The sequence below is a fragment of the Caballeronia udeis genome (assembly GCF_001544555.2).
GTDB classification, from domain to species: Bacteria; Pseudomonadota; Gammaproteobacteria; order Burkholderiales; family Burkholderiaceae; genus Caballeronia; species Caballeronia udeis.
Genome location: NZ_FCOK02000010.1, coordinates 22,034 through 46,813, shown reverse-complemented (window position 1 = coordinate 46,813; position 24,780 = coordinate 22,034). Strand labels below are relative to the sequence as shown.

Sequence of the window (24,780 nt, the reverse complement as noted above, 5' to 3'; positions counted from 1 at the left end):
TCATAAAGATTTAGATTGGTATCTCAATACCCGTAAGTAACCTACGCGCGGACGATGCCATCACGGATGAGGTTGTTGATCTGTTCCTCGCCGAAGCCCAGCAGGCGCTGGAGTACGCCCCTGGTCTCACCTCCCAGACGCGGAGGCGCACTGCGATACTCCACCGGTGAAGCTGAAAGGCGCAGCGGGCTTGCTATCACTGAAACACCCGAAGTGTCGCCATCTGGAAAGTCGACCTTCATGCCTCGATATTGCACGTGCGGGTCGGCGAAAACTGCCGCAAGGTCATTGATGGGACCGCAAGGTACCGAGCGTGTCTCCAGGGTATCCAGCCACTCGGATGTTGTACGCGTAGCGATGACACTCTGTATCAGGGAAATCAGTTCATGACGATGGGCAAGGCGCGCGCTATTGGTGGCAAAGCGATTGTCCGTCGACCACTCTGGCCGGCCGAGTCCCTCACAGAACCGGGCGAATTGGGCTTCGTTGCCGATGGTTATGATGATATGACCATCAGTTGTCCGGAAGTCCTGATACGGCACGATGTTCGGATGGGCGTTTCCCAGCCTCGGCGGTTGTTGCCCACTGGCGAGGTAGTTCATTGCCTGATTGGCCAGGCACGCCACCTGGACATCAAGGAGCGACGCGTCAATCTGCTGGCCTTCGCCCGTCTTGTCGCGATGAGCAAGCGCGGCCATGATACCTACGGTGGCATACAAACCGGTCAGGATGTCGGTCAGGGCGACGCCGACCTTCAATGGGCCGTCACCAGGTTCCCCGTCAGGGTGACCGGTTACGCTCATCAATCCGCCCATGCCCTGGATCAGGAAGTCGTAGCCGGGACGATGTGCGTAGGGGCCTGTCTGACCGAATCCCGTAATCGAGCAATAAATGATGGCGGGATTGGTTACCTTTAACGACTCGTAATCGAGCCCATACTGACGGAGGCCACCAACCTTGAAGTTTTCGATGACAATATCGCAACCCGATGCCAGTGCTTTCACGATCTCCTGGCCCTGCGGGTGTGCGATATCAACCGCGACGGACTGCTTGTTACGGTTGGCACCAGCGAAATATGCTGACTGACGTTCATCGGTCCACCGGTCCGTGCTGGCCCAGGGCGGACCCCAGGCGCGTGTATCGTCGCCACGGTCAGGATGTTCGACCTTGATAACTTCGGCACCCAGGTCCGCGAGTATCTGGCTGGCCCAAGGGCCGGCCAGTACACGGGAAAGATCGAGTATGCGCAGATGCGACAGTGCGCCCATTGAGAGTCTCCTGTCAGAATGCCGTGATGCCGGTGATCGCGCGGCCGGGAATCAACGCATGAATGTCGTGCGTACCTTCGTAGGTGTTGACGACTTCAAGATTGACGAGGTGGCGAGCCACGCCGAATTCGTCACTGATCCCATTCCCGCCGAGCATGTCTCGCGCGAGTCGCGCAATATCCAGAGCTTTTCCGCAGGAATTGCGCTTTAGTAGAGAGGTGACTTCCACCGAGGCGATTCCTTCGTCTTTCATGCGACCCAGCCGAAGGCACGGCTGCAGTCCCAATGCAATCTCAGTCTGCATGTCCGCGAGCTTCTTCTGGATCAACTGATTGGCGGCCAGGGGCTTGCCGAACTGCTTCCGGTCAATGAAATAATGTAGTCGCCGTTCAAACGGCCTGTTGGGCGGAAAGCCAGGTAAGCAACTGCGTACGCGACGCTGCACCGGTACGTGACGCGTGCAATTGGCCGCCCTTGAAAAGCAGCAGCGTGGGCACGCCGCGCACGCCGAAACGGTGTGCAATCTCCGGGTACGTTGCAACGTCGATTTTCTCGATAGCCAACTGACCTTGTGTACTGTTTACAAGCTCGTCCAGCACAGGGCTTAGCGCGGCGCATGGACCGCATCCGGGTGTGAAGCAGTCGATGAGCACCGGAATATCGCTGTGAGCGACAAGCGCCTCCAGATCAGGCGGGGAGAACCTGCTTTCTGATGTAGTGCTGATCATTGCAGTTCGACCTTGGTGGTGAGAGGCGGTTGTGTACCGAGCCAGACTTGCTGGGCCTGTTGCCGGATCTGTTGGACACGCTGGGCGACTTCCTCCTGGGTGATCGAGCTCACCGGATGCATGATGACGACCGGCTCGAGTGCCTTCATGCCGACGGCTTGACGCGTCAGTTCGGTCTCGCGCGCGAACTCGGTCGTGATGATCGCAGCGCTCGGCACGCCAAGCTTCTCCAGCGCAATCGCGTCACGGATACAGGCCGAGCAGCACGAGCCGCAGTCACCGATCGCGGTCAGCACCACGTCGTTCTCTGCAGCGATCTTTTCGATCAGCTCCGGCGTGGCGTCCTTCGAGAAGCTGTGTTTGACGTAATAGTTCACCGCGGCGAACGCGACGTCCTCGGCGAGCGCGGCAGCCGCGCCGCGCAGCAGCTTGTTGGCGTTCCACTTCGAATTGTCCAGAATGCCCAGGCGCAGCCCGGCCAGCTTCTGCTTGCGCGGCGCGGTCGCTACGTTCTCAAAGCGGATGCTTCCCCGCGGGTCATACACAGTCACAGTATTGGTTTTCGTCAACATGTCTTTCTCCTGGAATGCAGCTGGGCTGCCGTCATCGTTACAGTGCGCAGGCGCCGCCCACGCATTCAGCGCCGTTGTCTCCCGCGCCGCTGCCTTCGACTGCACGCAGTACGGGCGAGCTCATGTGACCCCAGCCGGGGATCAGCACCGAGAAACGGCCGGCCTCGCCACCCATCACGAACAGGTGGATGTTCTCCGGACTGTGAATGATGGGGATGCGCGTGTTGTCCTCGCGCTTGTAGTACCTGGGCAGATTGCGGTTGTAGACCTTGCCGTAGCGGTGGCCGTACGCCAGATCGATGAAGCGGTTGCCATGATTCTGGAACAGGTAGTTGCGCACATCGGCGCGTGACCATCCGTGCTTGCCGATCGTCTGCGCATGTTCCAGGCCGAGCACCACGGCGACATGGCCGCCGAGCACTGCGCTGTTTGAAGCGATCGTGCTCATTGCCGAGCACATCGTGTCGAGGATGCCCTCGGGATCGTTGGAGATGTGGTTGGTGACGCTGTGCGGCGCCTCGGCGGCCATCACGAACACCGTCGAGTCTTCCGGCTTGTAGCCGTGCTCGACGTGGTACGGAGCAAGCGGGCTCTGGGCTTCGTTCTCGGTCACGCAGTACGTGTATTTGCCCGGGTGGCCCAGCGTGCTCTTGTCCAGATCGCCAGGCCAGCCGCCGCCCACGTTGAGCATGATCAGACGCAGCGCGCGGCCAATGGTGGCGTTCGCGCGGTTGCCCGAGCCGAACGCGTTCACGCCGCCGTTCATCCCGATCTCGCGGGCGATCGGGCCGTTGACGATCAGCAGCGGCGAGGCTACGTGGGTCGTAGCCTGCACGCCATTCAGGTTGAATGCCTGATCGGTGAGCGCCTTGACCGCAGCCAGCACCACCGGCGTGTATTCCGGTTTGCAGCCCGCCATGACCATGTTGATCGCGAGAACCTCACGGGTCAGGTCACCCCAGCGCGGCGCAATGCGCGCTTCCACGAACGACGCATCGCCGCCCAGGCGGGCCACGATCTCATCGACCTTCTCCTGCGTTGGCGGAACTACCGGCAGCCCGTCGCTGAATCCCCTCTCGTAATAGTATTCAACCAGATCCACATCGGCCGGAACCGTGGCCATCGCAGACTCCCTCGTCTTGCTCGATTGCAGCACCGCATCCATCTCTCACTCCTTGTCAAGTTTATGGAGAGAGCTTAGGCGGGTGTCGATATTTATTACAAGATCAATCTATTGCGCCAGATAATTTCGCATGAGGTATGAATACTTTATGGTCGAGAGAAAACACGGAGCACTTGCCTGAAGAGAACATGTTGTAGCGGCGGGCGCGTCACCTCGATATGCCTTTGCTCACATTCTCCTCACGCATGCTGCGCATCGAGTTGCTGCGTCGTGGCCAGGTTTGCGATTCCCCCGCCAGCTCATACCCTACGCGCTGGCGCATCAGTTCCGGTGGACGCGGCCTAAGGCCAAACGTGCAATGTGCGAGCGCATCCGTCTCTGGCATCTTCGCCCCGGACAGTGTAAATACGTCATCCTGATCATCATTGGCGGGATCTGTCGCGGTGAGATGCTCATTTCGTTGGACAGACACTCATGATCTCCTCGCTGGGCGCGGCGTACGGCTTCGCAGATCATGGCAGGAGAAGCCTCTTTCTCACCAGCACGCCGAAACATTGCCATCGCGTCGACGCACCGCTGCTCAAGTAATCGGCCCGCTTGCCGGTTCAGGTGCCGGTGACGCTTCGCTCAGCCTGAAGCGCATCCGTGTATACGGTTCGGTCGGGCAGTTGCGATAGAAACCCTGCACTCGGGCCACCAAAGTTGCCGATATATATGTGTTTATCGCAACTATAACCAGAAACAAATTGCGATTGGCATTGGTGCTGGCGAACGCTAGTCTGGGCAATAGCCTGTCAAGGCGAACGTTGCGCTGGCGGGCAGGGAGAAAGGTATGACCCTGTGCGATACGGTTGCGCGGACATATAAGGCCAACCCCGGCGGGTTCGCGGACCGGGGCATAACAGCAGTGCCTGGACAATATGATGGAGACAATGATGTGGACGAGACAGCAGAAGAATGTTGCCATAGCGAGCTACCTGGGGTGGACGCTGGACGCTTTCGATTTTTTTGTAATGGTGTTTGTTTTGAAGGACATTGCTGCGGCATTCCATTCAGACATTAAAAGCGTTGCATTTGCGCTGACTTGCACGCTTGCCATGCGCCCGCTTGGAGCATTGATTTTCGGTAGACTGGCAGACAGATTCGGTCGTAGGCCGATATTAATGTTGAATGTCGTCTGCTTTTCTTTGTTCGGCTTGCTAACAGCATTTTCACCAAACCTGACGTCGTTCTTCATTATCAGTGCCTTGTTTGGTATCGCCATGGGTGGAGAATGGGGGGTTGGCTCCGCTCTGACAATGGAGTCTATTCCGGCACGTTCGCGTGGGTTCATGTCAGGAGTGCTCCAGTCCGGATATCCCACTGGCTATCTTTTCGCTGCGCTCGTTTATGGGCTGGCCTACGAAGTACTCGGTTGGCGAGGCATGTTTGCTGTCACTGCGATTCCTGCGATCCTTGTCTTCTTTATCCGTAGAAACGTACCCGAATCTCCGACGTGGGAGAGGAATGCAACGGTGAAGAGGGAAAGCCTGTGGGGTTGGTTATTGCAGAACTGGAAGCTGACGTTGTACTTCGTCATATTGATGACGGCTTTCAACTTCTTTGCGCACGGTACCCAGGATCTTTATCCAACGTTCTTGCAAACGGAGAAGCATTTCAGTCATAAAACTGTGAGTGTGATCGCGATTGTTTATAACGTGGGAGCAATCATAGGTGGGCTTCTCTTCGGCACAATTTCAGAGCGGCTTGGGCGCCGCAAGGCGATCGTCGTTGCATCCTTGATTGCGCTTCCGGTTATTCCGCTGTGGGCGTTCGGTTCGACTGCTGTCGTGCTCGCGATCGGTGCCTTCTTGATGCAGATTTCTGTTCAGGGTGCCTGGGGAGTGATGCCTGCCCATCTGAACGAGATATCACCGGCTCATGTCCGCGCAACGTTTCCGGGCCTGGTTTATCAATTGGGCAATTTGCTGGCTGCAAGCAATGCGACACTGCAACTATCCCTGGCTCAACGCAGCGATTGGAGCTTGGCGATGAGCATGGCCTGCGTTGTGGGAGTAGTGGCGGTGGTGATACCTATCATGATCACGTTTACACGCGAACGGCGAGGAAAGTCTATTGCAATAGAGCCTCTGGACACGAACCCGGACGATCCGGAGCTCAGTCCGAATGCGCATCGTTTGGTTTAAACACGCACGGGCATGCTGTGCCGTGCTACGACCGGCAGGTCCCCGATTGTTGGCTCGCGCGCAATACGACATTGCGCTGCGTGCCTCAACGGTTAGCACTCAGTTGCCCGGGCGGAACACGAAGGCCCGGGCAGCGAGCGTCAAATTTCGCTCTCCAGTCCAGACCGGACCTTCACGTTGTAATCGATCACTCCCTTGGCCGGCACCAGGATTTCATAGGTAGCGCTCTAGTGAATGTAGGGGGCTGCGTTTCGGTCCCACCGATAGTCGAGTCGTATTCATCTAATGTCAGGATTGGTTTATTTGAGGACTTAGTTGCGGAATGCGCATAAAATAGTCACGCACGCCTTCGAGGGATATCACATGAACAAAAGTGCCATTCCCGATCTGAGTTCGCGCGAGTTGCTTGCCGTATGCACTATCGCTGAACACGGCAGTTTCATGGCTGCCTCCCTGACGCTCAACATTTCTCAGCCCGCGCTTACACGCACCGTTCAACGCGTCGAACAGGCAATTGGACTTGAAGTTTTTCGACGGACTACGCGGCGGCTTGAAATCACGCCGGCGGGTCAGGAGTTTATTGCGCTCGCGAACCGCATCCTCGCGGATCTACGCATTTCATTCGAGAGCATGCGCGAGATATCCGACGAACAACGGGGGCAGGTCATCGTGTCCGCAGTGATGTCCGTCGCGTATACGCAGTTACCCAGGATTGTTGCCCGATACCGTGAATCGCGTACCCGCATCGAAATTCAAATACGCGAGGGTGTGCATGGGACTGTACTTGATGATGTACGTAGTGGTGTCGCTGACCTTGGTGTGACGTACGTCGACGAGGTTCCTATTGAGTTTTCCTCTATCACGCTTGCAACTGAAGCGTTCCATGTCGTGATGCCCAAAGGTCATCCACTTTCGAGCAAGGCCGGGATTACGCTTGACGAGGTGTCGAGGTATGCCATGGTTTCATTGCCGAAAGAGGCACAGACAAGGCGTTTTCTGGACGGGCTTGCATCGGCAGCAGGCCTGATTCTTCAGCATGCGGTTACGGTCAACCAGTTCGCAACTGTGATGCAGTGCGTTCATGCACGCGTTGGCCTTGCGATTGTGCCTGGGGGAGCGGTGCCATCCGCTTTGAGCGCAGGACTGATTTCCCGGCCGTTGACCAAGCCTGCTGTCAACCGGACCGTCGGGGTTGTTTTGCTCAGAGACAGGGGGCTTACGCCAAGTGCACGTGGGTTCCTTGGTCAGCTTCAGGACGACTGGTCGCTTTCCGGCAAGGACGAGTCCGTTCGGCAGGAAAATAGCGTCTGATTTATATTTCAGTTGGAATAACCATGACGCCAGTCCGGCGTCGAGATCGTGACAGTCATGATGGTGCCGTCAGCCGGCCTCTCCACTTGCACAGGACGAACGTCAGCGAAGTTGCTCCATCGTTTGGCCGGTTGCGGTGGTGGCGGGATGATTGCGACAGGTATTCTTCCGTCCAGTCGTTATTTCCGCTGCCAATGATTTCGCAGTATGAATCGGTATCCTACCCGGCCGACATATTGAGAACAGCAAGCATGGCATTAGCTATGTTAGGAGCTAGTTTAATCAAAACCGAGTCGGGGCTAGACGGATTGTTCGGGACCGTGAAGCGTCGCGACTCGTCATATGAAGATCGCGGCCGCGGGCTGCGATTTTGGTTGCAGCGGCTATATATGCGCAGATTGAAGTCGACTAGGTTAACAGTAACTTCTTGAATCCTCTTCGGATGCGGAGTTAGAATTTTCAGATATTTATCTGGGCAGTCTAGCTGTCGTGGCCGTGGTTACTCGCAAGCGTTGCCATAAGCATGGAAGATTCCAGCAAACAGCGCGCTTTCGCCATCGCTGCGCGCTCAGTCATATTCATCAGGATGCGGCCCGCTCGCCGTGTCTACGCCACAATACGGTGCTTCTCTAGCGGTGAATCGGGACCGTTGTTCCCTTTCGCTCCGGGCCAGGTTTCAGCTGCGTGGTTGATGAAACCGATCGATGCTGCTTACCCAATCCCCATTTTTCCTTTTGTATGGAGGCCTCGTTTCAGACTGGGAAAGTAAGCTTCAGGTCGCGGGCATACCGAACTCGGTGAGTGGTGCGTCAACTGGTGTGAAATTTATTTTCAAGCTTGACATGGGGCGTCGCGTTTTCCTTTAACTTCTGGAGAGATTGCTTGAAAACCATAGGTATTGTCGGCGGTGTCGCGTGGCCGAGCACGATCGTGTACTACCGTGTAATTAATGAACTCGTCGCACAACGTCTGGGCGGAGCCGGGTTGCATTGCGCGAAAATCGTGCTCGCCCAAACCGACTTCGAGGAGATCGAGCGTCGACAGCGTGAAGGGCGATGGGATCTCGTTGGGGACCTTCTCGCCGCTGAAGGCAATAAGGTAAAGGCTGCGGGCGCCGATTTTTTCCTGCTGGCGTGCAATACAGTTCATACGGCAGATGAGCGGGTGGAAAGCTCGGTCAATCTGCCGTTCATTCATATCGTCGACCCGACGGCAAGAGAGGTGCTTGCACGCGGCTTCAAAACGGTTGGCCTGTTGGGAAGTCGATACACCATGACAGGGACGTACTTTGTGGGGCGCCTGAAAAAGCGATATGGGCTGGACGTATTGGTCGCGCAGGGAGAGCACCAGAATAATGTGCACAATGCGCTCTATGACGAACTCGCGAAGGGTATCTTCTTGCCTTCCACTCGCGAAAAATTCCGTGCAGCGATTCTGGATCTCGTGGCGCGGGGGGCGGAGGTCATAATTCTTGGTTGTACTGAGTTTGGTATGCTCGTAAAGCCCGAAGACAGTCCGGTGCTGATCATCGATACGACCATTGCCCATGCGCAGGCAGCTGTAGAAATGGCTTTGGCCGCTGAGTAGCCGATAGCTGTCGCACGTGGGCAGACAAAATTAGGGGGAGCCGGAGGCAATTCACGACACCAGAAGAAAGCCTGGCTCCGATCTGCTTGCTCAGGCGGGGGCGAAAAGGGGCGCCACGCCCGACCAGCAGAGGGTATGAGTTCTCTACCCAACAGCGTTGATCAATGGTCAAGGAGATGTGAAATGCCTGAAAGCGCCAGATTGCTCACGTTTGGTTTCGTCTGCCTCGGAATGGCGCTCACGCCCGGGCCAAATATGGTGTATTTGATCTCGCGCTCGATCTGTCAGGGTCGCACCGCCGGTCTGATCTCGCTTAGTGGGGTCGCGCTCGGCTTCGCGTTCTATATGTTATGCGCCGCGCTCGGCGTCACCGCCCTGCTGCTGGCCGTGCCATACGCGTATGACGCCTTGCGCTTTGGCGGTGCACTTTATTTGCTCTGGCTCGCCTGGCAGGCAGTCAAGCCAGGGGGGCGCTCGCCGTTCCAGGTGCGCCAGTTGCCTACCGACAGCCCACGCAAACTGTTCGCAATGGGTTTCGTCACGAATCTGTTGAACCCAAAGAGCGCGGTGCTCTATCTTTCGCTGCTGCCGCAGTTCATCGAACCGCGATACGGCCATGTGTTTGGACAATCGCTGATACTGGGGGTCGTGCAGGTCACCTTGAGTGTTACCGTCAACTCGATTGTCGCGATGACGGCTGGCTCGATCGCGGCATTTCTCGGGCAGCGGCCGTTTTGGCTTGTCGTTCAGCGTTGGCTAATGGGAACGGTGCTCGCCAGCCTTGCCGTTCGCATGGCCACTGAAGCACGCCGCTAGGCGCGTGTTAAGTATTTTGAAGCATTGCTCGTGGTAACTAGCGTGAGCGTCGTGAAGGCGACAAGGTGAAGGCCGGTATTGGTTTCGTCCAGCAGTTCAAAACTGGAGGACATATGCCGATAGCCGGGGCGAGCTTACTGCCGCCCTCGCGGGCATCGACGTGTAAAGGAACGTCATTGCCTTGGAAACGGGGCTTGAAGTGACGCTGGGTGTCGAGTTCCGACACCGACCGGTCAGAAATACGAGTACCTACCCACAAGTGCCGGGAGAATCTTGAGCCCGGGCTTGAACCGTTCTCGCAAGTTCGGAAAATGCTTCTTCCTGAGGCGATAACTTTCCAGCGCGCAGAACCAGCCATATCGTGGAACGAGCACCGCTTTCGCGCAGGGGGCGGTACGTCACGCCCGCGACGTTCAGGCTTCCCAACGATGCAGGCACGAATGCTACGCCGAGACCGGCGGCAACAAGGCCGAGAATTGTTGGGGTTTCACGCGCCTCCTGAGCAATTCGCGGTGAGAATCCCGCATGGTGACACACGGCGATGATCTGGTCATAGACACCGGTACCACTGTTTTGCCGGTACATAACAAATCCTCGTCGCACAGTACCTTGGCTGACAGCGGGAGGGAAGGGGTAGCAAATCTATGCCGCGGCGGAAGGGCAACCACGAGAGAATCTTCGAATACGTAAGTTGCCGTGAGCGTTGCGGGAAGATCCGGATAGCTTGAACTGCGTACGAATGCGACCTCAAGCCGGCGCTCAAGCATGGCCGTTATCTGCTCTTTGGTCGTCAGTTCTTCGAGGTGCAAGTGAACATTTCGGAAGCGCTGCCTGTGCGCAAAAATCAACTGCGGAATCACTGAACTGAGCGCGGCAGAACTGGTGAAACCCACGCGGAGTTCGCACAGTTCACCGCGTTGGGCGCGTGCAGTAACAGCGCCTGCCCGCTCAGCCTGTGCAAGTAACGTGCGGGCCTCTGGCAACAGCGCCTTTCCCGCAGGTGTGAGTTCTACGCGACGATTGTTTCGCTCAAACAACTGGGCGCCAAGTTCACCTTCCAGTGCACGAATCTGGTGGCTGAGGGGGGGCTGAGCAATGTTTAGTCGTAGCGCGGCCCGCCCGAAGTGGAGCGTTTCGGCGAGTACGACAAAGTACCGGATACGGCGCAGGTCCATGATATGGATTTTGTATCAAACGGCGATAAAACGATATTGGACGCGGTCCCGCTTCTGGCCGACTATTCCCAGCAATCGTTAGTATTTATCCGAGGCATTAGTATCATGTCTGAGCATAGCAGTGAAACCTTGAACGCAGCAGTTCGCTTCGCTGAGTCCGCAGAACTCGCCACCGAGGTGGTGATTGGAAAAATCGAGCACGGCACACCTGCTTTCATTCGCACCAACAGTGCGCTTTTCTCAGCCGGATTTGCCACCTTTGCGTTGCTGTACTGCGTGCAGCCGCTGATGCCGGTCTTTTCCCACAACTTCAAGGTAAGCGCAGCGGGCGCAAGTCTCTCACTGTCGCTGACCACGGGGCTGCTGGCCGTGTCTATGCTGGTCGCGGGCGTCCTGTCGGAGGCCTGGGGACGCAAACCGATTATGGTGGCGTCGTTGTTCCTGTCTGCCATGTTCGCGATAATCAGTGCGGTGCTGCCTGCATGGACGGAGTTCCTGGTGACCCGGGCGGCGATGGGAATTGCGCTGAGCGGGCTACCCGCGGTCGCGATGGCGTATGTTGGGGAGGAGATGCACCCGCGGTCACTCGGTCTTGCGATGGGTTTGTACGTCGGTGGAACCGCACTTGGCGGGATGGCGGGCCGATTGTTGACCGGCGTAGTAACGGATCTCCTGGGGTGGCGCGCTGCCGTCATGACCATGGGGATTCTGGGACTGCTGTGCATGGGCATCTTGTGGCGCTGCTTGCCCGCGTCCCGACATTTTGTTGCACGGCCACTTCGGTTCGCTGCCTTGAGTCGAGCATATGCGACGCATGTGCGTGACGGTGTGCTGCCCTTGCTCTTCGTGGAAGGTTTCCTTCTGATGGGCGGATTCGTTACGGTCTACAACTACGTGGGCTATCGCCTGGTCGCGCCGCCGTTTTCGCTGAGCCAGACCGCAATGGGCTTCATATTCTCGGTCTATTTGTTTGGCGTTGCCAGCTCAGCGTCTGCCGGCAGTCTGTCGGAGTGGTTGGGGCGGCGCAACATGCTGCCTGCCACGTTGTTAGTCATGCTCATCGGAACCGTGCTCACAACTGCTGACTCGCTTTGGATAGTCGTTGCGGGGATCGCGGTGTTGACGGTCGGCTTTTTCGGCACGCACTCTGTTGCTAGCGCGTGGGTTGGGGCGCGCGCGCAATCAGACAAGGCACAGGCATCATCGCTTTATCTTTTTGCCTACTACCTTGGATCCAGTGTCGTGGGCTCGCTGGGTGGGGTGTTTTGGAATCGCGGAGGATGGAATGGCGTTGTGGGGATGACGGGCGCGTTGTTCATTGTTGCGATCGCCGTGGCTCTCTGGCTGAGAATCCTGCAGGCGCGATAGGTCAGACCGGGCAGTTCAAAGTTCTCCACTTGCGTACACTGAGCAGAACCAGCGCGCTCCCCGCGATGGGCACGACGTGTCGATTCGGTACGGCCAGCCGAGCGACTAGCGTTGCTACCATGCTGATGGCACCTAATTTGCATAACTAAGGTATTTTGGACTAGAACCGCTTTGCGTCGACCCGAATCGAACCTCTACGGAAGGAGAATCAGATTATGACGATGAATAGACGTAGTTTCTCGGCTGCACTGATAGCCGGGGCCGCCGCTACACTCGTTTCTACTCGCGGTATGGCGGCAACTCCCGCGCCGACGAAAGCGCGGAACGTCGTCCTTGTGCACGGGTTGTTCGCCGATGGGTCGTCCTGGTCAGAAGTGATCGCGCGACTGCAAGCAGCGGGACTCAATACCACGTCTGTCCAGAACCCTCTGACGACGTTGCCCGAGGCGGTTGCTTCGGCCCGACGCGTGCTGGCGCGCCAGGACGGCCCGACCGTATTGGTCGGGCATTCCTTCTCCGGGATGATCGTAACGGAGGCTGGTGTGCACCCGAATGTTTCTGCACTTGTCTATGTGGCGGCTCGGGCGCCTGACGCGGGCGAGGATTACTCGGAGCTGGCCAAGAAATTTCCTGCGCCGCCGGCGTCTGCGGGGATTGTTTTTGACGGCGATGAAGGTCGCCTGAGCGAGGCAGCGTTCCTTCGCGATTTTGCGGGCGATCTACCGGAAGCGAAGGCGAAGGTCCTCTATGCAGTGCAGGAGCCGTTTCAAAAGGCGCTGCTAACCGGCAAGACCACACAGGCTGCCTGGCGGTCAAAACCGAGTTTCTACGCTGTTTCGACTGAAGACAGGACAATTGATCCTGATCTTGAACGTTTCATGGCGAAACGCATGGGTGCCACGACCATCGAGTTGAAGGCAAGCCATCTCTCGTTGATCTCTCATCCCGACGAGATCACCCAGCTAATCCTGAACGCGGCGGGGCAGCGTAGCTAAAGAAACCAGAGCGTTCTGGCGCCCGGGTGTTTCACCTGGCACCGGTATGAAAGGGCGAGTGGCGAGTCACTCGCCCTTTCATACCGAGTCGACATGGTGTGTCCGTGGTTTGGAGCGCGAAGGCTCTGCCAGCGGCACCGAAGGTCGCTATGAGCGGCCCGATTTCCCAATGGAGTTCAAGCGACAGGTTGCCGAATAATCGTTCGAACCTGGCGCTTCCGTGGCGTTGATCGCCCGTCAGAACGACGTCAACGCGAACCCGCTTACAGCCGGCGGCGCTGGTTATTGAGAGTCAGAAGCCGACGTTATTGCCTGTTTCAATTGTCGAGGACGCGCCGGCCGCGACGCCAGCGACACGCGCATCGGTAACGGAGGGTAACCAAGGCTGAAATCGTGGTAGATCCCTTGAACCGACCCGTTGGATATTTTTAATACTGCAAACAAATAAACGGGGAGCGATTGTCGCGGCAACCTTGCTTCGCTTCAAACTAAGCCAAGCGATGACACACCGGCAACGAATCCGGAAAAGTCCAGGAACGCTAGCGGAGTCGGTATAGCCATACCATTCGATCACCGACCCGATGAGGCTCGCAGTGGCCGCGCGCCGCTGCATCGTACGAGCGTGTCGAAAGTTGGGCGCACGATCGCGCGCGTTGTCTTTTGAAGGGTTCGCCACGTCTGTCTCCGTTTGTTGATTTTGTAGGGCCATTGTCCAAAGCGCGACGTTCGGCGACAATGCGTAATTCGCGAAGGTATCCTTCGGGTTTCCCGTAGGCCTGATCGTTCGTGGAATCAACGAAAACGAAGGCGGAGACACTTCATGCGCTTCGACATAGCGGATTTGCGGCTTTTCGTGGCCGTGGTGGAAGCGGGCAGCATCACGCACGGAGCAACGCGTGTGAACCTGGCGCTAGGCTCGGCGAGCGGACGAATCAAGCAAATGGAGGAGGCTGTGGGCGTGCCGTTGCTCGCGCGCCAGCGGCTCGGCGTTCAGCCTACGGAAGCTGGTCATACGTTGTTGCGCCATGCACGCGCAACGCTCGCCTCCATGCAGCGATTGACCGACGATCTTGGCCAGTTCGCCCATGGACTGAAAGGCACAGTGCGGCTGCTCGCAAACACGAACGCGCTGACGGAGTTTGTGCCTACGCCTGTCAGTCATTTTCTCGCGGCTCACCCCAATGTGAACATTGAAGTCGAGGAGCGCCTTAGTCATGAAATCGTTGAGGCGTTGATCGATGGTGTGGCGGACATCGGCATTGTGGCTGCTGCGGCCGACATGGGGGCGTTGCAAGCTTTTCCTTTTGTCACCGATCGCCTGTGCGCTGTCGTGCCTGCGTCTGCACCCGGTTTCGAAGGCATGCGCGGCATTGCGTTCGAGCAATTACTCGAACACGATTTCGTCGGCTATGCGAACGGTGCATCGATTCAAATTTATCTGGAGGGTCATGCACGCAGATTGCATCGGCGGATTCGCCAGCGCATACAACTACGGAGTTTCGATGCTATCTGCCGTCTGGTCGAGAATGGCGTGGGCGTATCAGTCGTGCCCGAATCGGCGGCGCGCCGCTGCAAGCGCACCATGGGAATTCGTGTTCTACGTCTGCACGATAGCTGGGCGCTGCGTGAAATGTGCGTGTGCGTGAGCGAGCGAGACGCGCTTCCAACCTACGCTCGTCTGCTGTTTGACCATCTGATTGCAATTGGCCCCAAGCAGTCACGTGGCAAACCCTAAAAATCCAGGCTTCAAGATTTCCGAAGGCTAGCACCATAATTGCCGCATTGTCAGTGGCACGCCGCATCACGAGAATGAGCAGGTCAAAACATTCTTCAGGTGCCAAGCGTCATGTCCGATCATTCCGTTCTTGCCACTCGTAGTTGGCTCTTCACACCCGCCACCCGTCCTGACCGCTTGCTGAGCGCAGCCAGGAGCGGCGTGGATGTTTCCATCGCCGATCTCGAAGATTCCGTGTCCTCCGCTGAGAAGCCGGATGCACGAAAGAACCTGCTTGCGTGGCTCAACACGCCTCTCGACGAAATCATGCCGCAGCGTGCGGTGCGCATCAACTCGGTTTCTACGCGCTTTGGTCTGGACGATCTTGCCGCATTGCTAGACGCCTCGCGCATGCCCGATTTCCTCCTGCTGCCGAAAATTGAATCACCGGACCAGGTGGCATTGGTAGCAAGTCTGTTCGATAAAGCCGGCAAGACGAGCGTGCTTGTTCCTCTGATCGAGTCAGCGCGTGGCATGTTTGCGGTTGAATCGATCGCAAGTGCCAGTTCGCATGTTGGGGCGCTCATGTTTGGCGCGGCTGACTATGCCTCCGATGTGCGTGCCCAACCCGATTCGCTCGCGCTGCAAGTCGCGCGTTGTGGTGTTGCCGCGGCATGTGGGTCGGCGGGCATCGAGGCGATCGACGCGCCGTGTTTCGCCATTCACGACGCCGACCTTTTGCAAGCCGATCTGGCTTTCGCGCTCGCCAATGGCTTCCACGGCAAAGCCGCTATTCATCCTTCACATATTGAATCAATCAACCGTGCGTTTACGCCGTCCGCCGATCGCGTTGCGTGGGCGAAACGTGTGCTCGAAGCAAACGAACAGGGCGTGGGCATCGTGGACGGGCACATGGTCGACGAGGCCATCGCTCGAGAAGCGCACAGCGTGCTGGCCGCAATCTGAACTTATCTATCTAGGACACCATCATGACATCTTCCATTTCCGCGTATCGCCAGATTGGGGAAAACCGTTTCCGTGAAACGTCTGGCCTGTACTTCGAGGACTTTGTTCCCGGAGCCATTTACGAACATCGGCCGGGCAGGACGATCACCGACGTCGACAATATCTGGAACACGCTTCTCACCATGAACACGCAACAAGTGCACTTTGATGCGGCCTATGCCGCGAAGACCGAATGGAAAAAGCTGCTGGTCGACAGCACGTTCACGCTCGCTGTGATCACCGGAATGAGCGTACGCACCGTAAGCGCGAAAGTGGTGGCAAACCTGGGCTGGGACAAGGTCAAGGCCGTGCATCCGGTATTTGCGGGCGACACGCTTTATGCGGAATCCACCGTGCTTTCCAAGCGTGAGTCGAAGAGCCGCCCAACGCAGGGGATCGTGACCGTGGAAACAAAAGGACTCAACCAGGACGGCGAGATTGTCATGACGTTCGAACGCACGATGCTCATTTACAAGCGCGGTCATTCACCCGAAGCCGACGCCAACTATTAAACCGGAGTTGTACTCATGAACACCAGATTCCAAGTCGAAGAGTTGTACAAGAGCAAGCTCACTTCCCCGGCGCTAGCAGTCTCGACATTACGCAGCGACTCGTCTATCGCGCTCGGGATGGCGATGTCGCAGCCACCCTCGTTGCTAGAGGCGTTAGGGGCGCGCGCCGAAGCAGGGGACATTGATGCGCTGAAGGTCTACTACTTTCACTCTGAAGCGTTTTTGCGAGAGAGTTTGCTGCGCTATTCGCTCATGGGTCGGATCCTGCCGCATTGTATGTTCATGGGCGCTCCTGAGCGGGAGCTCGTCAAGCTGGGTGTTGAGGACGGAAACCGCAAGGTCGTGTTCTACGTGCCCAACTCGTTTAGCCAGTCTCCTCGGCTATTCGCTGACCATATCCCCGTCGACACCATGCTGGTGATGGTGTCGCCCATGGATGCGCATGGTTACTTCACGTTCGGCACAAACAACGACTATACGACGGGCGTGGCGCGTGCCGCACGCAGGTTGATTGTGGAAGTCAATCCGAACATGCCACGCGTCTTCGGCGATTCGTTGCTGCACGTGTCGGAAGTGGATGCGATCGTGGAATCGAATCACGCGATACCCGAGCTCAAGCCTAAGGCGGCGACTGCGGACGACAAGACGATCAGCTCGCTGATTGCCGAGCTTGTCACCGACGGCGCTTGCTTGCAGATGGGTATCGGTGCATTACCCAACGCGGTATGTGCCGCGCTTGCCGGCCATAGTCATCTCGGGATTCATACGGAGTTGCTGACACCGGGACTAGTCGACCTGATTCTGCGCGGGGTAGTGGACAACTCCCGCAAGACGCTTAATCGCGGGAAGACCGTCTTCACTTTCGCGATGGGCGACCGCGAGATGTACGGGTACCTGGACAACAATCCTTCGATCGAAAGCTATCCGGTGAGCTACGTGAACGATCCGCATACGATCTCGCGCAACGATAACGTCGTATCGGTTAACTCGACCATTGAAATGGACCTGACCGGTGCATGCAATTCGGAGCATGTGAAAGGGCATCAGTACAGCGCAACCGGCGGGCAACTCGACTTTGTTCGCGGGGCATACGCATCGCGCGGCGGTAAATCGATCATAGCGTTCCACTCAACCGCAGGCGGCGGGAAGGTATCGAAGATCGTTGCCCGACTCAGCGGGCCGGTCACCACGCCGCGTACTGACACTCATCTTGTGGTCACAGAATACGGAGTGGCGAACTTGAAGGGTCTGTCGTCGACCGAACGCGCGAACGCAATCATTCGTCTTGCACATCCCGAGTTCCGCGAGGCGCTGTCGGCGCAGGCGCGCGAACTTCATTTACTTTAATCAGGAGTCCACTATGGGCAAAACAATCGCCGATCATTTGGCGCAAACCCTGGCGGCTGCCGGTGTTGAGCGGATTTGGGGAGTAACGGGCGACAGCCTGAACGGCCTTTCCGACAGCCTCCATCGAATGGATTCGCTCCGGTGGATGCACACGCGGCATGAAGAGGTCGCGGCATTTGCTGCCGGCGCCGAGGCTGCTGAAACGGGGCGGCTTGCCGTGTGCGCGGGCAGTTGCGGGCCGGGCAACCTGCACCTGATCAATGGTCTTTTCGATTGCCACCGCAATCACGTTCCGGTGCTCGCTATCGCGGCGCATATTCCATCGACTGAGATTGGCCTTGGGTACTTCCAGGAAACCCATCCGACGGAGCTTTTCAAGGAATGCAGTCATTTCGTCGAACTCGTCACTAGTCGCGAGCAATTTCCACGCGTGCTCGAGCGTGCAATGCGAACCGCCATTAACGAACGCGGTGTGGCGGTCATCGTGTTGCCGGGTGACATTGCACTCGGCGATGCGTCGCCGGGATTGTCGTCCTGGGTCGACGCGGAACCGCCGACGATCATTCCGGCTGCGCGCGATCTCGATCGGTTGGCGGCGCTGCTCAACGAATCAAGCGCCGTTACCTTGCTATGCGGTAGCGGCTGCGCCGACGCACATGACGAGGTCGTTGCTCTCGCGGACAAGCTTGGCGCCCCGGTTGTCCATGCATTGCGGGGTAAGCAATATATCGAGCACGATAATCCGTTCGATGTTGGCATGACCGGATTCATCGGTTTTAGCTCGGGCTATCACGCGATGATGTCTTGCGACACGCTTCTTATGCTGGGTACAGACTTCCCCTATCGCAACTTTTATCCTTCGCGAGCGAAGATCGTGCAGATAGATATACGGGGCGACGCGCTCGGCAAGCGCACGCCGCTTGCGCTCGGACTGGTGGGTGGTGTCCGCGAAACGCTGACTGCCCTGCTGCCTCGCCTGGAACGCAAGACGGACCGGCGCTTCCTCGATACCGCGAGAAAGCACTATTCGTCGGCACGCAAGGGGCTCGACGACCTCGCGCGACCTTCGCCAGCAGGCCGGGCGATTCATCCGCAATACTTGACGCGGCTCATCGACGAAATCGCCGAGAAGGATGCTGTCTTTACAGCCGACGTGGGCACGCCAACACTGTGGGCGGCACGCTATCTGACGATGAACGGCAAGCGCAGCCTGCACGGCTCGTTTAACCACGGGTCGATGGCAAACGCGATGCCGCAAGCGCTTGGTGCGCAGGCGGCAGATCCTGGGCGGCAGGTCATCTCACTTTCAGGTGATGGCGGACTGTCAATGCTGCTTGGGGACCTCCTGAGCGCACGGCAACTTGACCTTCCAATCAAGGTCGTCGTGTACAACAACAGTTCGCTTGGATTTGTCGCCATGGAGATGAAAGCGGGAGGTTATCTCGACACTGGCACTGATTTGAGCGCGACGGATTTTGGAGATATAGCGGCAGCGGCGGGGATTTTTAGTATCCGGGTCGAACAATCCGAGGACTTACCCGACGCATTGCGACGTGCGTTCGCACGGCCGGGGCCCGCGTTGATCGATGTGGTTACTGCCAAGCATGAAATCGCATTGCCACCGAAAGTGCAGTGGGCGCAGGCAAAGGGCTTCAGCCTATATATGTTGCGCGCCGTGCTGAACGGCCGGGCAGATGAAGTCATGGAATTAGCGCATACGCATTTTCGTTGACCGTGAATTACGCACGCGCCCCGGCTCTGGTGCAAATAGCCGGTACGATCGATATGCTTCTTATAAATATGGATATCTTAATAATTTTACAAGATGGCATCCCAGACGGAGGGCGCTGCGGTGTCCTTGGGGCGAGAGGGCAGAGGTCGAACTGCTCCTTGCAAATGCGATGCATCAGCTCGATGCCAGAAACAGCAGCCGGAAAGCGATGACCGTTCGATGCAGTTGGTTGCGCTTAACGAGCTGCCGGTTGTTGACCACCCGAACTGAAGTCGCAACAACGCCGTGCGACATCGGCAACCATGTACCCCAGCGCGGAATGTGAGTGTTTCAGAAAAATAGCATCGTAGCGAACCAGCGGCGCGGGCGGTTCGGTAATCACGATTTGCATCAACTGGTGTTCAATTTGCCGCCTGAAAAGTTCGACCGGCAGCAAACTCACGCCAACCCCAGCTGCCACGAGGCCGCCCACTACGACCGCATTGTTGCCGCCGCAAATACGCTCGGGATTGACGCCCACGCTCTCGAAGTCCCTTGAACTCAGGATCGTAATGATGGATATGGGAGTCTGCTCGATGACAGGAACGGTGCCCAGTTCGTGCAGCGGCACCGTGCGCTTGCGGTCGAACTCACCTGGGCGGCAAAACCAGGCGAAGCGAGCACTTCCGAGCGTCACTCGCGTGACCGATGCGGGGAGCTCTGGCTCGGGCAGGATCGCGAGGTCGAGGCGGCCGTCGATCACCTGCTCTTGCAGCGGCCCGGACATGTCGACGTGTGGTTGCAGTATGAGATTCGGAAACATCTCGCGCATCTGCTGCAGGAACGCCGAGAACCAGGTCAACGCCACCAGCTCCGTCAGGCCGATATGCAGCACGCGGGTCATATGCCGGTCCGCGTCCTGGCAGGCCTCCAGTCGCCCAATGCTCTCCAGCAAGTTCTCGCAGAGTGCGAGCATCTCGTGCCCTTTCGCGGACAACCTTGCTTTCTTGCCGCTCCCCTCGAACAAACGTGCAGCGGACTTTGCTTCGACATCCTGCAGGCGCTTGGTTGCGGCGGACTGCGTGATATGAAGTTTGTCGGCTGCACGTTGAACGGTACCGAGTTTCGCTACCCAGTAGAACGTTTCGATCTGCTTGACGGTCAGCATGGCTATTTGGCCTCGCGATCGAGAGTAACGAGCGGTTCGCGGCTGCCGGCGTCCTGATAGCGCGTCCCATAGTTGCACGTTGCGCGGGCGAGCGTAACGACTTTGCGATGGAACGGTGTCAGCGCGTCTTGCCGCGCAACGGCGACATAGCGCACCGGTGGCATCACCGGCCCCACATGAACTTCGCGCAACATACCCAGCGTCACGAGTTCGTCTGAAATGGCATTTGGCAGACAGGCGATACCCAGCCCGGCGCTCGCCATTCCACCAAGCGCCGCGAAGTTGTTACAGGTCAGGATGCTGCGCGGTTGCACGCCGTTGCGCTCAAGCCATTTGCTCATGACATGTCCTGCCGCCGAGTCGCCAGACTGCGACAGCAATGTCAACTGGCCAAGCTCCGATACGGCGAGCCTGCGCCGCTTCAGGTTGAACGTGGGACTGCAAAACCAGCCGTTACGCACGTTGGCGAGCGGAAATCTCAGCATGTCCGCCCAGCGAGGCGAGTCGGGCACGATGGCCAGATCCAACCGCGCGAGTCTGAGCTTTTCGTAAAGATCCGCAGCGACACCGCCCACTTCCAGTTCGACATTCACCAGCGGGTAGGTAGAACGCAGTGCCTCGATGTAGCCGGGCAGCCAGGTGAGCGCCGCGAGCTCAGTCACGCCGAGCCTCAACGACCGCCGCAATATTTTCTCGCTCGCATACTGACTCAACAGGGCGTCGCGTTGCTGAAGAATCGTGCGCGCTTGCGAGAGTACCTCGAGGCCGTCGACGGTCAGCCGTGCCGATCGCGAGCTGCGCTCGAATAGCGGCTTTGGGAATTGGCCCTCCAGTTCGCGAACGTGGCGCGACACGCCGGACTGAACGCTGCCCAATTTGCGTCCAGCCGCTTCGAACGAACCCATGTCCGCGATTGCAACCAGTGCTTCGAGTTGCAGGAACGTGATCTGGTGCGCCACACAGCCCCCTTGGATCAATCTAGTTTTGGAATGGATAATTATGCGCAAATATCTCTTTATTTGGATTTTTTTTACACCAAGAATACGACCTCCAAGTCCCCCGCAATGCAGATCGAGCCCATCAACAGCTTGAGGTTGCGTTTGAAGCACCCGTCTACGGAGAAACGCATGAAATCGTCTAACAAACTAACCGCAGCATTGCTTGGGTTGACCCTGGCCCTGCTGGCGGGTACCGCACGGGCGGACCAACTCGCAGACATCAAAGCGCGCGGAACGCTGGTGTGCGGGGTATTGGCCAACTTCGAGCCATTCGGCTTCCAGGATCCGGTGTCGCGAGAAATCGTCGGTTACGACGTCGACTACTGCAAGGGCGTTGCGAAGGCGCTGGGCGTCAAGCCCGTGTTGCAGGTGGTATCGATGGAAGCACGCATTCCTGAACTGCTGCAAGGCCGCGTCGACGTGCTCGCCGCGGTGCTCGGCTACTCTCCGGCGCGGGCTGAGCAACTCGCATTCACGCATCAGTACTATGTCGCCAAGCAGGTCATTGCAGTGAAGACCAGCGGTCCGTTCAAAGCGCGGGACGATCTCGACGGCAAGCGCGTCAGTACGATCAAAGGATCCAGCAATATCGCAATCATGGGTCGGGTCATGCCGAGCGTGCAGCTTGTCAGCTATGACGACTCGCCATCCGCTTTCCTGGCCATGGTGCAAGGCAAGGTCAATGGTTTTGTCGTCTCGGAACCGATCATGCACCGCTTTGCCGCCAAACTCGGCCCTGACACCAATGTTGCTGCGCTGTCGCCGCCGGTGGGCCTCGAATACTGGGGACTCGGTATCAAGAAGGGTGAGCCGGCGCTGCTCGACGCGGTGAACAACGCGCTGGACGGGATGGAAAAATCTGGCGAAGCCCAACAGATATTCGATACGTGGCTCGGTCCCAAGACGATCTATCAGATGCATCGCGATTTCAAGATCGGGTCGATCAAAGGCTGACTTTAAAGCCGCTCTGTGTGATGAGGATTGCTCATGTTGTTACATCTCGACTTCGCTAGCATATTCGCGGCCCCGAATCTGACACACCTCATGTGGGGAGTGCAGTACACCGCGCTTCTAACGCTGACGAGCTGGGTGCCCGCGGTCGCACTCGGCACGGTGATGGCGACGCTGCGCGCGATGGGTAACCCGTTCATTGAGAGGCTTGTCGCCGGCTACGTTGCATACCATCAGAACGTGCCGATGCTGGCCCAACTGTTCCTCTGGTACTTCGGGTTTCCGACACTGCTGCCTGAAAGTGCCCAAGGATGGATCAATACGCATGGGGGTGAATTCATCTTCGCGTCTATAGCCATTGGCCTGTGCATGGCGGCGTACTACTCGGAGGATATTAGAAGCGGCCTGCGGGCGGTATCGGCGGGCCAACATGAGGCAGCCCGCTCGCTGGGTTTGAGCTTTGCGAAGTCAATGCGTTACGTGATCCTGCCGCAGAGCTTTCGCATAGCAATGCCGCCGTTCATCAACCATACGGTGGTGCTCTTCAAGAACACCAGCCTGGCGATGGTAATTGGTGTTGCCGAACTGACATACACGGTGCGCGACATTGAGAACCAGACTTTTCGAACCTTTGAAATCTATCTCGTTGGAACGCTCATCTACCTGGCCATTTCATTGAGCCTGATGGGTGTGGGGGCAGCGGTCACGCGCCATACCCGTATCCCGGCGAAATAAACGATGCTCGACATACTCATCCACAACGCGCATTTCCTGCTGCTCGGACAATATCCGAACGGACCGATTGGCGGTCTGGCGCTCACGCTGATTCTCGCGCTGCTTGGTCTTGCCTTTGCCGTTCCACTTAGCTTGCTGTTGGCGCTGTGCCGGGTTTCGCCCTACAGGGTGTTGAGCGTGCCCTCGACGGTGCTCGTTTATATCGTGCGCGGTGTGCCGCTCGTGATGCTGGTGTTCTGGAGTTATTTCCTTGTGCCGGGGTTGATCGGCCATCTCGTCAGCGCTTTCACTACCCTGGTCGTCACGCTGGTGATCTATCAGGCGGCTTACCTGAGCGAGATTGTCCGCGCAGGTATCGAGTCGTTGCCCAAAGGGCAGACCGAGTCCGCACGATCGCTCGGGATGAGTTACGGGTCGACGATGCGCCACGTGATCTTGCCGCAGGCGCTGTACAACATGCTGCCGAGCATTCTCAGCCAATGCGTATCGACGGTGAAAGACACGTCGATCGGCTATGTGATCAGTGTCCAGGAACTGACGTTTTCGGCCCAGCAGGTCAACTCCAGTCTGCTCACGAAGCCGTTTCAAGTCTTCCTGATTCTCGCGCTGGCTTACTTTGCGGTGTGCTACACGCTCACCCGGTGCGTGCAGGGTGTGGAACAGCGTATCTCGCGCCGGCGCGCTACGGGGAAGGTGTCTAATGTCAGGAGCATCATCAATGATTCAGTTCTCCAAAGTTAGTAAGTGGTATGGCGAATATCAGGCGCTCGTCAACGTGACCGCCGAGGTAAAGCGAGGTGAGGTGGTGGTCGTGTGCGGCCCTTCGGGGTCGGGCAAGTCGACGCTGATTCGTACCGTCAACCGCCTCGAGGAAATTCAGGGGGGCGAGATCATGGTCGACGGAACAAGCGTGCATCAGTCCATGTTAAATCTGAACCGGTTTCGCAGCCGTGTCGGCTTCGTGTTTCAGCAGTTCAACCTGTTTCCCCATCTATCGGCGCTCGACAACGTCTGCCTCGCGCCGATGAAGGCGTCCGGAAAAAACCGCAAGGATGCGAAGCGGCAGGCATTGGCGCTGCTTGATCGCGTGGGATTGGCCAACAAGGCGGATTCATATCCACAGCAGTTGTCGGGAGGACAGCAGCAGCGCGTCGCGATTGCGCGTGCATTGGCGATGGAGCCGCCCGTGATGCTGTTCGACGAGCCGACGAGCGCGCTCGATCCGGAAATGGTTGGCGAAGTGCTCAACGTCATGAAGTCGCTTGCCAGAGACGGCATGACGATGATGTGCGTGACCCACGAGATGGGATTCGCACGCGAGGTGAGTGACAGCGTCTGGTTCATGGACCGCGGTGAGATTCTTGAAGTAGCCGATCCGCAAACGTTCTTTCGGTCGCCCGAGCACCCGCGTGCGCAGGCATTCCTGTCTGACTTGCGCCACTAGCCGACTGTCCTCGATGTGAAGCTGCTCTCTGAGAGATTCATGCCAGCCGGACAAATCCGATGCACG

General features: G+C 57.8%; 21 protein-coding genes and 2 pseudogenes. 15 read left to right on the top strand and 8 right to left on the bottom strand.

Annotated features, from left to right (window positions below; genetic code table 11):
* Positions 1 to 41: 41 nt before the first annotated feature.
* From AWB69_RS09925 to AWB69_RS09905, 5 genes and pseudogenes are all read right to left on the bottom strand, one after another.
* Complete coding sequence (locus AWB69_RS09925; protein WP_062084727.1) at positions 42 to 1,268, bottom strand: CaiB/BaiF CoA transferase family protein; 1,227 nt, start codon at positions 1,266 to 1,268, stop codon at positions 42 to 44.
* 13 nt (positions 1,269 to 1,281) lie between these two features.
* Positions 1,282 to 1,644: pseudogene (locus tag AWB69_RS09920) on the bottom strand (acyl-CoA dehydrogenase family protein); the annotation flags it as partial.
* A 13-nt stretch (positions 1,645 to 1,657) separates the two neighbouring features.
* Positions 1,658 to 1,996 (bottom strand): thioredoxin family protein, encoded by a 339-nt coding sequence (locus AWB69_RS09915; RefSeq protein ID WP_062084725.1) that lies wholly within the window; start codon positions 1,994 to 1,996, stop codon positions 1,658 to 1,660.
* The gene (locus AWB69_RS09910; RefSeq protein ID WP_062084724.1) at positions 1,993 to 2,568 is read right to left on the bottom strand and encodes a UGSC family (seleno)protein; all 576 of its coding nucleotides are present in this window, start codon (positions 2,566 to 2,568) and stop codon (positions 1,993 to 1,995) included. The genes AWB69_RS09915 and AWB69_RS09910 overlap by 4 nt, the downstream gene beginning before the upstream one ends.
* 37 nt (positions 2,569 to 2,605) lie before the next feature.
* On the bottom strand, positions 2,606 to 3,733 hold the full coding sequence (locus AWB69_RS09905; protein ID WP_062084723.1) for a hypothetical protein: 1,128 nt from the start codon (positions 3,731 to 3,733) through the stop codon (positions 2,606 to 2,608).
* A gap of 890 nt (positions 3,734 to 4,623) precedes the next feature.
* Here AWB69_RS09905 and AWB69_RS09900 point away from each other — a divergent pair.
* The 4 genes from AWB69_RS09900 (at position 4,624) to AWB69_RS09885 (ending at position 9,591) form a co-directional block, all read left to right on the top strand.
* Positions 4,624 to 5,877, top strand: coding sequence for an MFS transporter (locus tag AWB69_RS09900; RefSeq protein ID WP_082913344.1), 1,254 nt, complete (start codon positions 4,624 to 4,626; stop codon positions 5,875 to 5,877).
* A 363-nt stretch (positions 5,878 to 6,240) separates the two neighbouring features.
* A complete protein-coding gene (locus tag AWB69_RS09895) occupies positions 6,241 to 7,188 on the top strand; it encodes a LysR family transcriptional regulator (protein WP_062084722.1) in 948 nt (315 codons plus the stop codon).
* 882 nt (positions 7,189 to 8,070) lie between these two features.
* Complete coding sequence (locus AWB69_RS09890) at positions 8,071 to 8,775, top strand: aspartate/glutamate racemase family protein (protein ID WP_062084721.1); 705 nt, start codon at positions 8,071 to 8,073, stop codon at positions 8,773 to 8,775.
* A 183-nt stretch (positions 8,776 to 8,958) separates the two neighbouring features.
* Positions 8,959 to 9,591, top strand: coding sequence for a LysE family translocator (locus tag AWB69_RS09885; protein ID WP_062084720.1), 633 nt, complete (start codon positions 8,959 to 8,961; stop codon positions 9,589 to 9,591).
* A gap of 249 nt (positions 9,592 to 9,840) precedes the next feature.
* Here the strand turns inward: AWB69_RS09885 and AWB69_RS09880 are convergent.
* A pseudogene (locus tag AWB69_RS09880) lies at positions 9,841 to 10,766 on the bottom strand (LysR substrate-binding domain-containing protein).
* Between AWB69_RS09880 and AWB69_RS09875 the strand changes: the two are divergent.
* From AWB69_RS09875 to poxB, 7 genes are all read left to right on the top strand, one after another.
* On the top strand, positions 10,716 to 12,134 hold the full coding sequence (locus tag AWB69_RS09875; RefSeq protein ID WP_231937050.1) for an MFS transporter: 1,419 nt from the start codon (positions 10,716 to 10,718) through the stop codon (positions 12,132 to 12,134). The pseudogene AWB69_RS09880 and the gene AWB69_RS09875 overlap by 51 nt on opposite strands.
* A gap of 215 nt (positions 12,135 to 12,349) precedes the next feature.
* Entirely contained in the window at positions 12,350 to 13,129 is a 780-nt protein-coding gene (locus AWB69_RS09870; RefSeq protein WP_062084719.1) for an alpha/beta fold hydrolase, read from the top strand.
* Positions 13,130 to 13,949: 820 nt separating this feature from the next.
* Positions 13,950 to 14,864 carry a LysR family transcriptional regulator gene (locus AWB69_RS09865; RefSeq protein WP_062084718.1) on the top strand — a complete coding sequence of 305 codons (915 nt, stop codon included), beginning with the start codon at positions 13,950 to 13,952 and terminating at the stop codon, positions 14,862 to 14,864.
* 111 nt (positions 14,865 to 14,975) lie between these two features.
* Entirely contained in the window at positions 14,976 to 15,809 is an 834-nt protein-coding gene (locus tag AWB69_RS09860; protein WP_062084717.1) for an aldolase/citrate lyase family protein, read from the top strand.
* A 23-nt stretch (positions 15,810 to 15,832) separates the two neighbouring features.
* On the top strand, positions 15,833 to 16,360 hold the full coding sequence (gene ripB, locus AWB69_RS09855) for a (R)-specific enoyl-CoA hydratase RipB/Ich (protein WP_062084716.1): 528 nt from the start codon (positions 15,833 to 15,835) through the stop codon (positions 16,358 to 16,360).
* A gap of 15 nt (positions 16,361 to 16,375) precedes the next feature.
* Positions 16,376 to 17,707 (top strand): acetyl-CoA hydrolase/transferase family protein, encoded by a 1,332-nt coding sequence (locus AWB69_RS09850; protein ID WP_062084715.1) that lies wholly within the window; start codon positions 16,376 to 16,378, stop codon positions 17,705 to 17,707.
* A gap of 13 nt (positions 17,708 to 17,720) precedes the next feature.
* Positions 17,721 to 19,439 carry a ubiquinone-dependent pyruvate dehydrogenase gene (gene poxB, locus AWB69_RS09845; RefSeq protein WP_062084714.1) on the top strand — a complete coding sequence of 573 codons (1,719 nt, stop codon included), beginning with the start codon at positions 17,721 to 17,723 and terminating at the stop codon, positions 19,437 to 19,439.
* A 235-nt stretch (positions 19,440 to 19,674) separates the two neighbouring features.
* Here poxB and AWB69_RS09840 read toward each other — a convergent pair whose 3' ends face one another.
* Both AWB69_RS09840 and AWB69_RS09835 read right to left on the bottom strand, forming a co-directional pair.
* Positions 19,675 to 20,586 (bottom strand): LysR family transcriptional regulator, encoded by a 912-nt coding sequence (locus tag AWB69_RS09840; RefSeq protein ID WP_062084713.1) that lies wholly within the window; start codon positions 20,584 to 20,586, stop codon positions 19,675 to 19,677.
* Positions 20,587 to 20,588: 2 nt separating this feature from the next.
* Complete coding sequence (locus AWB69_RS09835; protein WP_062084712.1) at positions 20,589 to 21,545, bottom strand: LysR family transcriptional regulator; 957 nt, start codon at positions 21,543 to 21,545, stop codon at positions 20,589 to 20,591.
* A 168-nt stretch (positions 21,546 to 21,713) separates the two neighbouring features.
* Here AWB69_RS09835 and AWB69_RS09830 point away from each other — a divergent pair, with 168 nt between their 5' ends.
* From AWB69_RS09830 to AWB69_RS09815, 4 genes are read left to right on the top strand one after another with little or no spacing between them, the layout of a single operon-like run.
* Complete coding sequence (locus AWB69_RS09830) at positions 21,714 to 22,538, top strand: ABC transporter substrate-binding protein (RefSeq protein ID WP_062084711.1); 825 nt, start codon at positions 21,714 to 21,716, stop codon at positions 22,536 to 22,538.
* 33 nt (positions 22,539 to 22,571) lie between these two features.
* Positions 22,572 to 23,270, top strand: a complete 699-nt coding sequence (locus tag AWB69_RS09825; protein ID WP_062084710.1) for an amino acid ABC transporter permease — start codon at positions 22,572 to 22,574, stop codon at positions 23,268 to 23,270.
* 3 nt (positions 23,271 to 23,273) lie between these two features.
* Entirely contained in the window at positions 23,274 to 24,011 is a 738-nt protein-coding gene (locus tag AWB69_RS09820) for an amino acid ABC transporter permease (protein WP_062084709.1), read from the top strand.
* Complete coding sequence (locus tag AWB69_RS09815) at positions 23,989 to 24,714, top strand: amino acid ABC transporter ATP-binding protein (RefSeq protein ID WP_062084708.1); 726 nt, start codon at positions 23,989 to 23,991, stop codon at positions 24,712 to 24,714. Before AWB69_RS09820 ends, AWB69_RS09815 begins: the two co-directional genes overlap by 23 nt.
* The last annotated feature ends 66 nt before the right edge of the window (positions 24,715 to 24,780 follow it).